At 60.9% G+C, this 13997-nt stretch carries 12 protein-coding genes and 2 pseudogenes; 8 read left to right on the plus strand and 6 right to left on the minus strand.

Going from position 1 to position 13997, the window contains the following annotated elements; translation table 11 throughout:
• Positions 1–491 precede the first annotated feature (491 nt).
• The 3 genes and pseudogenes from QZ648_RS07580 to QZ648_RS07590 all read left to right on the plus strand — a co-directional run bounded on the left by QZ648_RS07580 (position 492) and on the right by QZ648_RS07590 (position 3084).
• On the plus strand, positions 492–695 hold the full coding sequence (locus tag QZ648_RS07580; protein ID WP_291996601.1) for a hypothetical protein: 204 nt from the start codon (positions 492–494) through the stop codon (positions 693–695).
• A 427-nt stretch (positions 696–1122) separates the two neighbouring features.
• Positions 1123–2767, plus strand: a pseudogene (ilvB, locus tag QZ648_RS07585) (acetolactate synthase large subunit).
• A 23-nt stretch (positions 2768–2790) separates the two neighbouring features.
• Positions 2791–3084 (plus strand): ACT domain-containing protein, encoded by a 294-nt coding sequence (locus QZ648_RS07590; RefSeq protein ID WP_366144089.1) that lies wholly within the window; start codon positions 2791–2793, stop codon positions 3082–3084.
• A 42-nt stretch (positions 3085–3126) separates the two neighbouring features.
• Here QZ648_RS07590 and QZ648_RS07595 read toward each other — a convergent pair whose 3' ends face one another.
• From QZ648_RS07595 to bioB, 3 genes and pseudogenes are all read right to left on the minus strand, one after another.
• A complete protein-coding gene (locus tag QZ648_RS07595) occupies positions 3127–3444 on the minus strand; it encodes a hypothetical protein (protein ID WP_291996603.1) in 318 nt (105 codons plus the stop codon).
• 159 nt (positions 3445–3603) lie between these two features.
• The gene (locus tag QZ648_RS07600; protein WP_366144083.1) at positions 3604–4017 is read right to left on the minus strand and encodes a class I SAM-dependent methyltransferase; all 414 of its coding nucleotides are present in this window, start codon (positions 4015–4017) and stop codon (positions 3604–3606) included.
• Positions 4018–4023: 6 nt separating this feature from the next.
• Positions 4024–4903 (minus strand): annotated as a pseudogene (gene bioB / locus QZ648_RS07605) (biotin synthase BioB).
• A gap of 201 nt (positions 4904–5104) precedes the next feature.
• On the opposite strand from bioB, the gene QZ648_RS07610 reads away from it, so the two are divergent.
• Positions 5105–5815: a ComF family protein gene (locus tag QZ648_RS07610; protein WP_169064836.1), complete on the plus strand. Its 711-nt coding sequence runs from the start codon at positions 5105–5107 to the stop codon at positions 5813–5815.
• Between the two features lie 78 nt (positions 5816–5893).
• Here QZ648_RS07610 and QZ648_RS07615 read toward each other — a convergent pair whose 3' ends face one another.
• Genes QZ648_RS07615 through QZ648_RS07625 form a run of 3 tightly spaced genes read right to left on the minus strand, consistent with a single transcriptional unit; the run spans position 5894 to position 8445 of the window.
• A complete protein-coding gene (locus QZ648_RS07615; protein WP_169064837.1) occupies positions 5894–6799 on the minus strand; it encodes an adenylate/guanylate cyclase domain-containing protein in 906 nt (301 codons plus the stop codon).
• A complete protein-coding gene (ttcA, locus tag QZ648_RS07620; protein ID WP_169064838.1) occupies positions 6796–7680 on the minus strand; it encodes a tRNA 2-thiocytidine(32) synthetase TtcA in 885 nt (294 codons plus the stop codon). The genes QZ648_RS07615 and ttcA overlap by 4 nt, the downstream gene beginning before the upstream one ends.
• 27 nt (positions 7681–7707) lie before the next feature.
• Positions 7708–8445, minus strand: a complete 738-nt coding sequence (locus QZ648_RS07625; RefSeq protein WP_169064839.1) for a pteridine reductase — start codon at positions 8443–8445, stop codon at positions 7708–7710.
• A 127-nt stretch (positions 8446–8572) separates the two neighbouring features.
• Here QZ648_RS07625 and QZ648_RS07630 point away from each other — a divergent pair, with 127 nt between their 5' ends.
• From QZ648_RS07630 to QZ648_RS07645, 4 genes are all read left to right on the plus strand, one after another.
• Positions 8573–9418: a hypothetical protein gene (locus tag QZ648_RS07630; RefSeq protein ID WP_169064840.1), complete on the plus strand. Its 846-nt coding sequence runs from the start codon at positions 8573–8575 to the stop codon at positions 9416–9418.
• An 87-nt stretch (positions 9419–9505) separates the two neighbouring features.
• On the plus strand, positions 9506–10663 hold the full coding sequence (locus QZ648_RS07635; RefSeq protein ID WP_169064893.1) for an SAM-dependent methyltransferase: 1158 nt from the start codon (positions 9506–9508) through the stop codon (positions 10661–10663).
• Between the two features lie 571 nt (positions 10664–11234).
• On the plus strand, positions 11235–12794 hold the full coding sequence (locus QZ648_RS07640) for an MBOAT family protein (protein ID WP_291996604.1): 1560 nt from the start codon (positions 11235–11237) through the stop codon (positions 12792–12794).
• Between the two features lie 29 nt (positions 12795–12823).
• Positions 12824–13927 (plus strand): hypothetical protein, encoded by a 1104-nt coding sequence (locus QZ648_RS07645; protein ID WP_291996605.1) that lies wholly within the window; start codon positions 12824–12826, stop codon positions 13925–13927.
• The last annotated feature ends 70 nt before the right edge of the window (positions 13928–13997 follow it).

The following is a 13997-nucleotide window of genomic DNA, read 5'->3' on the forward strand; positions in this document are numbered from 1 at the left end:
CGAGCTGCTGCATCTCTCGCCGTTGATCATGGGGGTGGTACTACTTCTGGCCGGTGGCGTCCATACTACAACCGTTCCGTACTCTGGTTCCCTCTTACCCGGGCCGGTAATCGCTGTGATAAGCCGAGAATTACGGAAACGACCTGGTCTGTACCCGAGTTTCGTACCATCTGTGGCCTGTACGTTCGTGGAACTGACCTTCTGGCTCCGTGCGACCTGGCTTCTTCTGTCTTCGTGGGCTTCTTTGCAGCTGGACAGAGTGCTCATCATCCAAGACCTACCCCTCTTAGTTCGTCGTGCTGCTCATGCTGGCTGGGGTGCGGGCCAGCTTGGTGTCTTTGAGGCTGGTGGCAGTGTTCTTACTGGTAGTGCTTTTCACATCATTCTGCGGCTTGAAATGCTGGGGCCATTGCCGCCGGGCCTACGGATGTGGATTGCCCCGCGCGGCCTGATTACCGTCCTGCTTTTCCCTACACGTTCGCGAAGCGTTCTTGCTGCCCAGTTATCTCGACGCTTCGATCATGCTGGTGGTCCTGGCGTCGTCAGCATTGATTCTGATTGCCAGTTATCAAGTCAACCACCAGGTACCGCTGGCCGCCGCGCCGCCGTTGCCAGCCCCTGATGACGAGGCGCTGCCAGCGGCAGGTGATGCGGGCGGTGCGCAAGGGAGAGCCGAGGCAGGCGGGCACGACTGAGCCTGTCGCTGCGACAGTCTGTTTGGTCGGTGCTGCTGATCCCGTGTAAGGCTTGCATTATTTTCCACGCTCGGTTCTAATTGCCTTTCGGCTCAAATGACTTCTACGTGACCACGATGCGCCACTTCCACGACCATAGTACTTATCCGCTTGCTTCCACTGGTGCGCTTGTGGTCGTTGCTGTCGGCGTCTCTCTGCTAGGCGTCGTACCCTTGGTACGCGTACCAGGGGACACACCGTCGAGGGCCGGGAGAAGAGCAGTCAAAGTGTAGAAAGAAACGACAACTCATTCCAGAAACCCCCGCCGGTGCAAGCCGAGCGGGGGTTTTCTTTTCTGACGCCACATTCGACCAAGTCAGCAGCGCAATTCAATTCAAGGAGAGTCTCTTGCCCAAGCAAACATCCGAAAACCCTCAGCGGCGCACAGATTGTCGTGCGCCTGCTGGAACGACAGGGCGTTCGCACCCTCGCCGGCATCCCCGGCGGAGCAATACTGCCCATTTATGATGCCTTGTCACAGTCGGCGCTGATTCACCACGTGCTTGCACGGCACGAACAGGGCGGCGGTTTCATGGCGCAGGGGATTGCGCGTACCACAGGCTTGCCGGCGGTATGCCTGGCGTCGTCGGGCCCCGGGGCAACCAATCTACTCACCGCAATCGCCGACGCCAAGCTGGATTCAATTCCGCTGGTGGCAATCACCGGGCAGGTGCCGAGAGCGATGATCGGCAGCGACGCCTTTCAGGAAGTCGATACCTATGGTCTGAGTATCCCGATTACCAAGCATAACTTCCTGGTCAACTGTGCCGAGGATCTGCTCGAAGTCGTTCCGCGGGCTTTCCGGATCGCCGCTTCGGGTCGGCCGGGGCCGGTACTGATCGACATCCCGAAGGACGTTCAGAATCAAGTGGTCGAGGTCGGCGAGTGGCCCGCGGTCGGCGTCGCCGAGATCGTTCCGGCGCCAGCGACTGAACGGGTCGCCGTCGCCGCGGCGATGATCAACGAGGCTTCCCGGCCGATTCTCTACCTCGGCGGTGGTGTCGTGCATTCGGGAGCGTCCGCAGCGGCTGTGGCGCTGGCCGAAAAAGCCGCTCTACCGACGGTGATGACCCTGATGGCCCTCGGCGCGATGCCGGTCGAGCATTCCCTGTCGCTGGGTATGCTCGGTATGCACGGCGCGCGTTTTACCAACCTTGCGCTGGACGAGTGCGATCTCCTGATCGCTGTCGGTGCGCGTTTCGACGATCGTGCGACCGGCAAAGTGGCCGGTTTCTGCCCGCAGGCGAAGATCGTCCATATCGATATCGACCCCTCGGAACTGGATAAGATAAAGACCGCGCATGTCGGTATCGCCGGTGACGTCGGGGCCGTGCTGCAGACCTTGCTGCCGGCCGTCGAGGAGCAGCAGCGGCAAGCCTGGCTGGCGCGCGTGGCCAGCCTGAAGGCAGCGCATCCGCTACGCCTGCCGGGAATCGACGATCCGCGTACGCCTTACGGATTGATCCGCGCCGTCGCCGATTGCCTTGACGATCAGGCGACGATCACCACCGACGTCGGTCAGCATCAGATGTGGGTGGCACAAGCCTACCCGCTGCGCCGGCCGCGCCAATGGCTGACCTCGGGTGGCCTTGGCACGATGGGCTTCGGAATGCCGGCAGCAATCGGCGCGGCTCTCGCCGAACCGGAACGGACGGTGGTCTGCTTTACCGGTGACGGTAGCATTCTGATGAATATCCAGGAACTGGTCACCGCTGCCGAGGAGAAGGTCAATGTCAAGATCGTGCTGAGAACACTCATCTTTGGGCCTGGTCTTCCAGCAGCAAACGATGTTCTACGGCGAGCGCATCTACGCTTCGAAATTCAAGGGCATGCCCGACTTCGTTCGCGTTGGCCGAAGGCTTTGGCGTGCCGGCCATCGATCTCGATACGGCCAGCGATCCGCGTGCAGCCCTGGCCGAGGCTGTTGTCCAGCCGCGGCCCGATGCTGATTCACGCCAGCATCGGCATGCACGAACAGGTTTTGCCGATGGTGCCGCCCGGGTGCCGCCAACAAAGACATGATCGGAGGCTGAAAACCATGAACACGATCTCAAGAATGGAAAACCAGGCTGTGGCTCGTACGGTGCTCGAACTGGACGTCTACAACCACCCGGGTGTCATGTCGCACGTCGTCGGTCTGTTCTCGCGCCGCGCCTACAACGTCGAAGGTATCCTGGTGATGCCGGTGGGCAGTGGCGCGACCAGCGCATCTGGCTGTTGGTCAATGAAAGACCAACGTCTGGACCAGATGGTCAAGCAGGTGGAGAAGCTGGAGGACGTCCTGGGCGGTGCGTCGGCACGGGCGCCGAACACGAGGTCTTCATCCGCCTCGAGGAGGTTCTTCCGCTAAGTCGGAAGTTCGGCCGCCGGCGCTCGTGGCTGGCGGCCCCGCTCAACGCATCCGCTGCTGCGGGTCGAAGCGGACGATGCTCAGTCCGGCGGGGGTTTTTCTCGGCGCCGCTTTCCAGGCGTGGCCGTAAACCACTTCCACCGTCGCTGGCACGCGGCCATCGTCGGCGGCGAGCCGTGCGTACGCCGCGCGGCCCTGGCCCATGCCGGCCCGCCCCGTCAGGCCATGGCTACGTGCCTGCATGGCGCAGGTCGAGCCGCTATTGCGCAGATCGATGAGCAGTTGGTCGAAGCCGGCGTAGGTCATGGTCAGCAGTTCGGCGTCCATCACCGGGTCGGAAAAGCCGCATTCAAGCAACATGTCGCCGTAGTATGCATGTCGGTAAAGCGCTGGTGTGGCACATGGCCGTCCTTGAAACTGCTGCGCAGCTCCTTCAGGTATCCGGTCCGAAGGCGGAGAACATCAGCAAGCCACCGAGTCGAGCAGGCGATGCGCTTCACGAAATGCTGCCAGCGGTCGTCAAGCCAGGTGCAGCATGAGTTTCGACCAGAGCAGGCCGATCGACTGCGGCGGGAACGGCAGCGCGCCGGCATCCGCCGCCAGCAAGGGCGTTCGCTGGCGACGCAGGAAGGGCATCAGCCAGCGCAAGCGTGAGCGCGAGGCCTGGCTGGCGCGCAGCATGTTTTCGCAGAAGTCGGCGCCGATGAGCAGTGCTCCGGGATAGCGCGCGTGCAGGGCTGGTGAGGTTGGCGCCGTACCGCAGCCGAGATCGAGAATGCGCTGCGGCTCGCATGCGCACGTAGTCCAGCCTGGCCAGCATGCGGCTCGCGATCTCGCGCTGCAGCACGGCCACTTCATCGTAGCTGGCCAGCGGCGCGGGCAAAACTGCCGTCGCACCTGGCGCTGATCAACGAACTGCGCCGGTGCTTTCATGAGTGACTAGATCGGGCGCAGGCCAAGTTTCTCGAACAGGGCTTCGTCACGATCCGCTTCCGGATTGCCGGTGGTCAGCAGCTTGTCGCCGTAAAAAATCGAGTTGGCGCCGGCCAGAAGCAGAGCGCTTGCAGCTCGTCGGACATCTCCTGGCGACCCGCCGACGACGCACGAAGCTCGTTGGCATGGTGATTCGCGCGGCAGCCAGGGTGCGCACGAACTCGAAGCTATCGACCGGCGCGACATTGGCCATCGGCGTTCCGGGAATCGGGACGAGGTTGTTGATCGGCACCGACTCCGGGGCCGGGTTGAGGTTGGCGAGCTGGACGATCAGCGCGGCGCGGTTGCGGCGCGATTCGCCCATGCCGATGATGCCGCCGGAACAGACCTTGATACCTGCTTCACGCACCTGGCCCAGGGTGTCGATCCGGTCGGCGTGCTTGTGGGTGGTGATCACCTGCCCGTAGAAGGAGGCGTCGGTATCGAGATTATGGTTGTAGTAATCGAGGCCGGCTTCCTTGAGTTCGTCGGCCTGGCCGTCCTTGAGCATGCCCAGGGTGACGCAGGTCTGCAGACCCATGGACTTGACGGTGCGAATCATCTCGGTGACCTTGGCCAGGTCCTTGTCTTTCGGGCCACGCCAGGCGGCGCCCATGCAGAAGCGCGAGGCGCCCTTGTCCTTGGCAGCCTGGGCGGCGGCGATCACTTCATCGAGCGGCATCAGCGCTTCGCGTTCGGTGGTGGTGCTGTAGCGCGCCGCCTGCGAACAATAGCCGCAATCCTCCGAACAGCCGCCGGTCTTTACCGAAAGCAGCGTCGAGCGTTGAATCTCGTTGGCGTTGAAGTTCTCGCGGTGCACCTGTTGCGCGCGAAACAGCAGATCCATCAAGGGAAGCTGGTAAAGTGCTTCGACATCGGCAACCGTCCACTTGCCTGCTGGGGCCGAAATGGCGCGATCCGGACTAAGTGTCGCGACTTGAGGAATTGCGTTCATTGGTTAGACCTATGGTTGGGGGGTGGTTTGAGGCCGGCTGGGCCACCGTTCATGCATTCATGCATTGGTGAGCTCGTAAGGAGCCTTCCGAGGATGCCAATCTTAACTCAAACTGCCAGACGGATCCTCAGATCCTGCGCCGGACTGCTGACCCAGGACTGCCTGTTGTGTGCTGCGAGCAGCGGCGCCCGTTTGATTTGCTCCGCCTGTGAGGCCGACTTGCCGCAACTGCCAGCACGACGCTGTCCGCGCTGTGCTCTGCCAACGCCGCATGGCGAGGTCTGTGGTCGCTGCCTGGCCAAGCCACCCCACTACGATTTGACCCTGGCTGCGTTGCGCTACGATTTTCCGCTCGACAAGCTGGTGCAGTCGTTCAAGTACGGTCATCGCCTGGCGCTGGCCAGCTATTTCGGCGCTCGCCTTGCCGCGCTGCTGGCCAGCAGCTGCGCTGATCTCATCGTTCCCGTGCCGCTACACCCGCTACGTTTGCGCGCGCGCGGCTTCAACCAGGCGCTCGAGCTGGCGCGTCCGGTGAGCAGAGCCTGGCGCATCCCGATCGACCTGCGGAGCTGCCGGCGCATTCGGCATACTCCCGCCCAAGCCGATCTGCCCTGGCGCGAACGCGCTGCAAACGTCCGCGGCGCCTTCCAGTGCACGGCGGATTTCACCGGCAAGCGAGTGCTGCTGGTCGACGATGTGATGACCACTGGCGCGTCTCTCGACGAACTGGCGCGGAGCGTGCGTTTGCACGGTGCCGAACAGGTGACGCTGCTGGTTCTCGCGCGCGCTTTGCCGCCGGCCTGAGCCGATTGCTTTGCCACGTCTGTCGGGGATGCGCCAGAAAAACAGTCGCCGGCAGCGCGTGCCCGGTGTCTCCTGCGCTCAAAGATGCTCGAATTCGGCGATGTCGGCCGACGGGCTGCTCGCCGAGGCAGCGAAGGCGATGATTCCGCTGCCTCGCAAGACGAAGTCCTCACACCTCAGAAACAGCTCGTTCTCGCCGCTAATGGTGATGAAAGTGCCATTGGTACTGAGATCGCTGAGTACGAAGTGCTCGCCGCGCCGCTCTATCGTCGCGTGCTTGCGCGATGCGCGGCGGTCGCGAATGGTGATTGCGCAGTTGGCGTCACGGCCCATGTCGATATACGCTCGCGCCTTGTCGAGCAACTTGACCTGCCCCCCATAGCGTACGCACAGGCGCAAATCGCAGTCCCTGGGTGGCAAGGGTGCGGGCGAAGCGACGAGCGTCTTGCTGGACGGTGCCTTGGCTTCAAACCACAGGACTTCGAATACCTCGTACGCAGCCGGCAGGCTGCTTTTCGGGGGCTGCTGCAGGGAACGCGTCGCCGCTTGCAAGGGTGCTGTCAGCAGAGCTCTGGTCTGGCCGCTGGTCAAGGTCTGAGCGGCAGTGGCCTGATTGGCAAGAGACTTGGCGATGCTCAGTCCTTCACCAAGAGCACCCGCGTCATCCTCGCGCACCGGGCCGTGATGAAAGCCGACACGGATTGCCAGCTGGACGCCGGACACCGGTGGCAGGTCGGCTACCCGCCGCTGCATGGCGATGGCTGCCTGACAGGCATCATCGGCGCTCGCGAAGAGCGCCGTGAGTTCGTCGCGCTTGCCCCGCAGGAGTCGTCCGCGGAAGCCCTCTACCCCCCGCGCCATGCGCTTCAGGCAACGCTCGACAGCGTGCGCGGCTTCTGTTCCGCCCCGTTTTTCGAACAATTTCGAGCTTCCGGCGACGGCGGCAATCAGAACCGAACGCATCTCTTCCTTGCTGCTCATCATTCGAGCACCGCCACTGGCAAGTCTTGCAGGCGGGGCGGCATTTCGCTGAGCGGCGCTGGGTCGAAGACCAGATCGCCGCCATCCATGGTTGCCGGATTATCTCCGGGACGCAGACCCTGGAAATCAAACAACTTCTGGTCGGCGAGGTGCGAGGGCACGATCTGCTGCAGCGCAGAGAAAACGGCCTCGGTGCGTCCCGGGTAGCGGCGGTCCCAGTCGGCCATCATTTCGCGGATTTTCTGGCGCTGCAGATTGTCCTGCGAGCCACAGAGATTGCACGGAATGATTGGGTAGGCCATGCCGCGGGCAAAGCGGGCGATGTCTTTTTCGCTGCAATAGGCCAGTGGGCGGATGACCACGTGCGCGCCGTCGTCGGTCAGCAGTTTCGGTGGCATCGCCTTCAGCCGAGCGGCGAAGAGAAGATTGAGGAACAACGTATGGACGATGTCGTCGCGATGGTGGCCAAGCGCAATTTTGTTCGCCCCGAGTTCCTTGGCGGTGCGATAGATGACCCCGCGGCGCAGGCGAGAACACAGCGAACAGGTGGTCTTGCCCGCGGGGATCTTGCTCTTGACGATGCTATAGGTGTCCTGTTCGACGATGCGATATTCGACACCCAGCTTGGCCAGATAGGCGGGCAGGATTTCGGCCGGGAAGCCCGGTTGCTTCTGGTCGAGGTTCATGGCGATGAGCCGGAAATCCACCGGCGCCCTCTGGCGCAGTGCCATCAACACCGAGAGCAGGGTGTAGGAGTCTTTGCCGCCGGAAATGCAGACCAGAATGGTGTCGCCGTCGTCGATCATCCTGTAGTCGGCGATGGCTTTGCCGGTATGGCTCTCCAGACGCTTCCTCAGGCGCTGCAGGGTGTTCGATTGTTCCAACAGTTTCCTCTCAATCGGCGTGAGCAGTCACAGATGGGCGGTGCGACCGCCGTCTACATTGATGACCTGACCGGTAATGTAGTCAGCGTCGTTCAGCAGGTAGCACACTGCCCGGGCGATATCCTGCGGGCAGCCGGCGCGCTGCAATAGGGTGTGCGCGACGATGTCCTGGCGCGCTGCGTTGTCGAAAACGCCACTGTCCGGCCACAGGATCGGCCCTGGCGCGACCGCGTTGACCCGCACCCGGGGTGCCAGTTCGATGGCCAGGGCGCGTGTCAGGCCAAGCAGTCCGGCTTTCGCCGCGCAATACAGCGGATACGCCGCCAGCGGGCGCTCGGCGTGAATGTCGGTGATATTGACCACCGACCCCTGCACCGCGATCAGGTGTGGTGCGGCCGCCTGCGTCAGGAATAGCGGCGCCTTCAGATTGCTGCCAATCAGATCGTCCCAGCTGGCCAGGTCGATCGTGCCCAGGGGGGTTGGAAAGAAGCTCGAGGCGTTGTTCACCAGGGCATCGAGGCGGCCGAAATGCGCGACCGTATCGGCGACCAGCCTTGGCAAAGTCTCGACGTCCAGCAGGTCCGCCTGCAGGCAGGCCGCCGACGACGGTCGGACAGCGTTCAGCTCGCTGGCCAGCGCTGCGGCGGCCGCCGAGGCCTGACGATAATGGAGCATCAGGTTGGCGCCGGTGGCGTGCAATTCGCGGGCGATCGCACTGCCTAGCCGGCGCGCGGCGCCGGTCACCAATATCGTTTTTCCGCTCATCTCCCGTTCCAGGCCGGCAGCAACAAGGACATGATTTTAACGGATTTTTGCCCCTCCTTCTGGAAAAACAACCTGTCCCGGTGTCGCCGCGGTAGACTAGCGTTCGAGACACTTGGGGGAAAAAGCCATGAGCAAACTGGAGCAGCCGCTTGACGCCGACGAGCTGACGATTCTGGCGGAGCGCGTCGAGCAGTTATCGGCAGACGACGCCGAGTGGGTCAACCGCTTGTTGCAGGAGTTGCTGCGCGCACGCGCACACGAGGGGGAACTGCTGGCCGGAAGGGCCAGCAGTGGCCAGCAGGGGCGGGACGAGGGTGCGTTTGACGAACAGATGGCACAGGTCGCGCTCGATACGGCCGAATGGCTGAAGACGCTCTGGGAGGTCGGCTACATGGGGGCCGGCAATTTCCGTGCGCAGCCGCGCGCGGCGTTTCCGGCGATTGATCTCGAAGACGTCAGGAAGTCTTCGCTGTTCGCGCGCATTCGTCAAGGCAAGCATGCGCTTCCCTTCCCACCACCGACGCGGCAGGGCCTGCCATGGCACGATCTCGTCGAAGGCGGCGCGCAGACGCAGGTTGTAAGCGCCGAGATTGTCCGTGAGGAAGACGGCTTGCCGATGGGCGCGATCATTGAAGGCTGCAGCGACTGGATGGTCCTCGAGGAAGATGCCGCGAAGCAGGAGTGCGTCGTCCAGCATCAGGGCAAAGGACCCAAGTTCCGACTGCTGCAGGTGGACGCCGGCAGCGCGCAGTTACGCCGCGAGCTGCCGACTATGACCCGCCAGATCCGTCTGCAAGGGCGTGGTGGCTTCCACTCCTATAGCCTCGAATGGCCGCGAGACGACGGCACTACGCAGTCCGTCGCCTTGCGCGCTGCGACCTGGGAGCGAGCCCAGTCAGAGGCTGAACATTGGCTGGCGATTACCCATCCGGAGCTGTACGGACAAGTCCGCTTTGTGGGTTCCGAAAAATGAGCCGTCGCCCGGCTGGCGGGAGTGGCCTCCGGCAGTGAGGTGGCGGTGCTTGATCGTCGCGCGGCCTCGGCAGCACTGAGCGCGAGTATGGGTTTGCCCGCCCCAAGCGCCGCCGCGCTGGCCTTCAGCGCGGTGCTCAGCGATCTGCTTGCTCGCGAGATTGAAGCGGCCGGCGGCTGGATCGGTTTTGATCGGTTCATGGATCTGGCGCTCTACGCGCCGGCGAAGGGCTACTACTCCGGCGGTGCTCACAAGTTCGGTGCGCAGGGCGATTTTGTCACCGCCCCGGAACTCGGGCCGGTTTTTGCCCAGACGCTTGCTGCACAGGTGGCACAGCTCCTCGAACTCAGCTCCCCGCAGATCATCGAAGTGGGCGCTGGCAGTGGGCAGCTGGCAGCCGATTTGCTGCGCGAGCTCGAGGGGCGTGGCCGGCTGCCCGACAGCTACGCCATCCTCGAACTCTCCGGCGAGCTGCAGGCGCGCCAGCGCCAGGCGCTTGCCGCTCAGGCGCCGCATCTGCTGGCGCGCGTGCATTGGCTCGAGCGCCTGCCCGCGCGCTTCGATGGGCTGGTGCTGGCCAACGAAGTGCTTGATGCGATGCCGGTACATCTCCTGGTCTGGAAGCCCACGGGGCTTGCCGAACGCGGTGTTGCCGTCGACCACGGGCGCTTTGCCTGGGCCGATCGCCCGGCCAGCGGCAGGCTGCTCGAGCAAGGTCTGGCGCTGTCTGCCGCATGCGCAATGCCGTCGGACTACCTCAGTGAGGTCTCGCTGACAGCACGTGCCTGGGTTGCGGAGTGGGCGGCACGCCTCGGGCGCGGCGCGCTGTTGCTGATCGACTACGGTTTCCCGCGGCGCGAGTATTATCACCCGCAACGCAGCGCCGGCACGCTGATGTGCCACTATCGCCACCACGCGCATGTCGAGCCCTTTTATCTACCGGGTCTGCAGGACATCACCGCGCACGTCGATTTCACGGCGATCGTCGAAAGTGGCTGTCAGGCAGGGCTGGAACTGCTCGGCTACAGTACGCAGTCCAACTTTCTCTTCAACTGTGGGCTGGGCGAAGTCCTGGCGCGAACCCCGGCCAGCGACGCCAGGCGCTATCTGCCTCTGGCCAGTGCCGCCAACAAGCTGGTCTCGCCAGCCGAAATGGGTGAGCTGTTCAAGGTGATCGCACTTGGCCGGGGAATCTCCGAACCTCTGCTCGGTTTTGTCAGCGGCGACCGTTGCGCGACGCTCTGACGGCTAGCACGCGCCCCGCTCTTTTTTGGCGGCGAGTGTAGTAAGTGCAGGGGGTTTGGCATTCCAGCGATCGCCCTTAGGAGTCAGCGCGCGATTGCGTAAGAAGGGCATGAATGTGACGCAATGCCGCGGTTTCACCCCGCGTGTTGGGCTAAACTAAGCTCGCTCTGTGTGGTTTCCTGTGCAATCAGACGCCGCTCACCGCTCACCGCTCACCGCTCACCGCTCACCGCCGCGCTGCTCGGCAACACCGACAGCGATGTTCTGGGCGAGGCGTGCCTTTGATCTCGTCGGGAACCTTCGTTCGCACAGAGACTTGGGGCTGGTCGCGGCTTTTCGCCGCGGCCAGCTCACCGGCCCGTCCAGCGGCTCGGGCCTCACCGCCCTCAGGGGCGAGGCGTCGGGTTGGGGGCTGGCGGTAGGCCTAGGCATCCGCCTCAACTGGCTACGTTCCACACGAAACGACACAAGTCCTAAAGTATCTACAGCAAGGGTCTTGCGGTGGTTGCTACGGTAACTGCTGCGTACTATCGATAAGCGGGATTAGAACAATAACGGAAAATCTGTCGCAATGTTATTCAATTCTTTTGAGTTTATGTTCCTGTTCTTCCCGCTTACGGTCTTGCTGTACTTTTTGGCTGTCCGATTTGTGGGGCAGGAGTTCGGCCTGGGCCTGCTGGTGGTCGCATCGCTCTTTTTCTATGCTTGGTGGAATCCTGCTTATATTATTTTCATTCTGTTCTCAATTGCCATTAACTACGCACTGGGTGGGTGGCTCGTTTCGAATGATAACGGCAAGAGCAAGTTTTTCCTGGTGCTAGGTGTGGCGATCAACCTGGGTTTGCTTGGCTACTTCAAGTACGCCAATTTTTTCGTCGACAACTTCAATATTCTGGTGGGTACGTCCTGGCATCTTGAGAAGATCGTACTACCGCTGGCCATTTCATTTTTCACCTTCCAGCAAATATCCTACTTAGTGGATTCCTGGCAAGGTAATACTCGTGAATACAATTTTCTTCATTACTGCCTGTTTGTCTGTTTCTTTCCGCAGTTGATCGCCGGGCCAATTGTGCATCACAAGGAAATGCTGCCGCAGTTCATGAAAAAGGAAGCACTGCAGCCGCAATGGTCGAATTTTGCGATTGGCATCAGCATATTTTGCATAGGATTGTTCAAGAAAACCGTGATCGCAGACAATCTGTCGCGCTACGTTGGGCCGATCTACGATGATCCTCTGGCTGCACAGAACGCTGATTTTTTTGTGGCATGGGGCAGTACTCTGGCCTACACGTTTCAACTGTATTTTGATTTCTCTGGTTATTCGGATATGGCTATCGGCTGTTCTCGAATATTCGGCATCAAGTTGCCGGTGAATTTTTTTTCACCCTACAAATCCGTAAGTATTATCGAATTTTGGCGCCGCTGGCATATTACTTTGTCCCGCTTTCTACGGGATTATCTCTATGTTCCCCTCGGAGGGAGTCGCAAAGGCAAAGGACGACGCTACGCAAATCTATTTCTTACGATGTTGCTAGGGGGGCTATGGCATGGGGCTGGCTGGACCTTCGTAATCTGGGGAGCGCTGCACGGAAGCTACCTGATGATCAACCACGCCTGGCATTGGTCGATGCAGGCTGCGGGATTTAGGCTGGAGGCTCACCGTGCCTACCGGTTATTTTGCTGGCTGCTGACTTTCCTTGGGGTGACAGTCGCTTGGGTGTATTTTCGGGCGCCGACATTGGAACAGGGTAATGCCATTATCCTGGCAATGCTTGGTACCAATGGCGCGGAATTGCCCATGAGTGTTGCTGCGCGCGTGAGTGGGCTGGAAAACACGCTGACTCTGATGGGTGTTTCCTTAGGGGGCGGAAGTGGATCGGCCTTTGTCGGCAACTACCTATGGGTTCTGGTTGGCGCGTTTGGCGCAGTTTGCATGCCCAACGTGGCACAAATTTTCCACCACTATGAACCTGTGCTGTACGAGCATCAAGAGAGCTTTAAAGCCGTCCGTGATCAGGCCAGGATTCGCTGGGGTTACTCCACGACCTGGGCCGCGACTACGGGACTTATTGGACTAGTGGGTGTGCTTACGCTTACCCAGATTTCTGAATTCCTCTACTTCCAATTCTGATCATGGCGCCGCGTCGATACACAATTCTGATGGCACTTTTCTTCATGGTGTTTGCAGCCTGTACGGTTGTCATCAATTACCTGATTGACCCCTACCTCATGCTGGGTGTCGAACGCCGCGAGGGTCTGAACCAAGGGAAGGTGGCGATCAATGAGCATGTGCGCATGAGCAAAGCCTACCACCCAACATTCGGTAAATGGGATACGCTGATCGTCGGCAATTCCAGGGTGGAGATGGGGATAAACCCAACCCATCGCTGCTTCACGGCGGCGGGAGCGCGGGTGTACAACCTCGGTTTGCCCGGGGCGGGCGTGCGAGAGCAACTGGAATATGCCCTGAATATCATCTATGCCCAGCCGGTTCAGCGGGTGTACCTAAGCATCGATTTTGTTGACTTTCTGCTGCGGCGGGATCGTCCGGCGCCTGGGGTGGAAATCGACTGGTCCAAGAACACCGGTCGTCTTCGCTATGCTTTCGACGGGTCTGGAAATAATGAATACACCTGGACCTCTCTGGTGGACCATTATCGTACGCTTTTCTCTCTCGATGCGTTGATCAGCAGTATTCGGACGATGGCCTTGCAATCTCCCGGGCAATCAGATCGAGACGACCAGGGCTTCAACCCGGGCAATGATTTTCGTACCAGCGTAGCGATCGAAGGGCCGCATGCGCTGTTTGCCCAAAAAATGCACATGCTCAGGAAGAAGTATAGTCAAGGCTGGAGTCTACGTTATGAGGATGGAAGCCTGTCAGTGGATTTTGCAGTGCTCGATAAGTTTCTGGACATCACTGACGCTATGGGCATCCGGGTTATTATATTCACGAATCCATTTCACGAGCAGTTCTGGCAGGTCTTGAAAGACGAGAAATTATTTGGGCAGCACCAGGAGTGGCTGGAAATAATCACCAATGGACTGCGCAGACGGGGGGGCGATAATGTCGAGTTCTGGGATTTTTCAGCGGACTCTTCCTACATTCACGAGCCGGTGCCTGACGTTGGGGCTAAACATGAGCCCGTGAAGTGGTTCTGGGAGCCTGCACATTATCGCCGAGAACTGGGGGATTTGATGCTGGAGGCCATGATCAAGGAATCCTGCGAGCAGCAACAGGACTTCGGTGTTCGCCTGTATTGATCATTTCATTCGCCACGCAGGTATCACCGTCCGCATCACTTTTCAATTACGCTCCGTGCGCTTCCCAGGT

It is taken from the genome of Candidatus Accumulibacter sp. ACC012 (assembly GCF_907163155.1).
Classification (GTDB): Bacteria; Pseudomonadota; Gammaproteobacteria; order Burkholderiales; family Rhodocyclaceae; genus Accumulibacter; species Accumulibacter delftensis.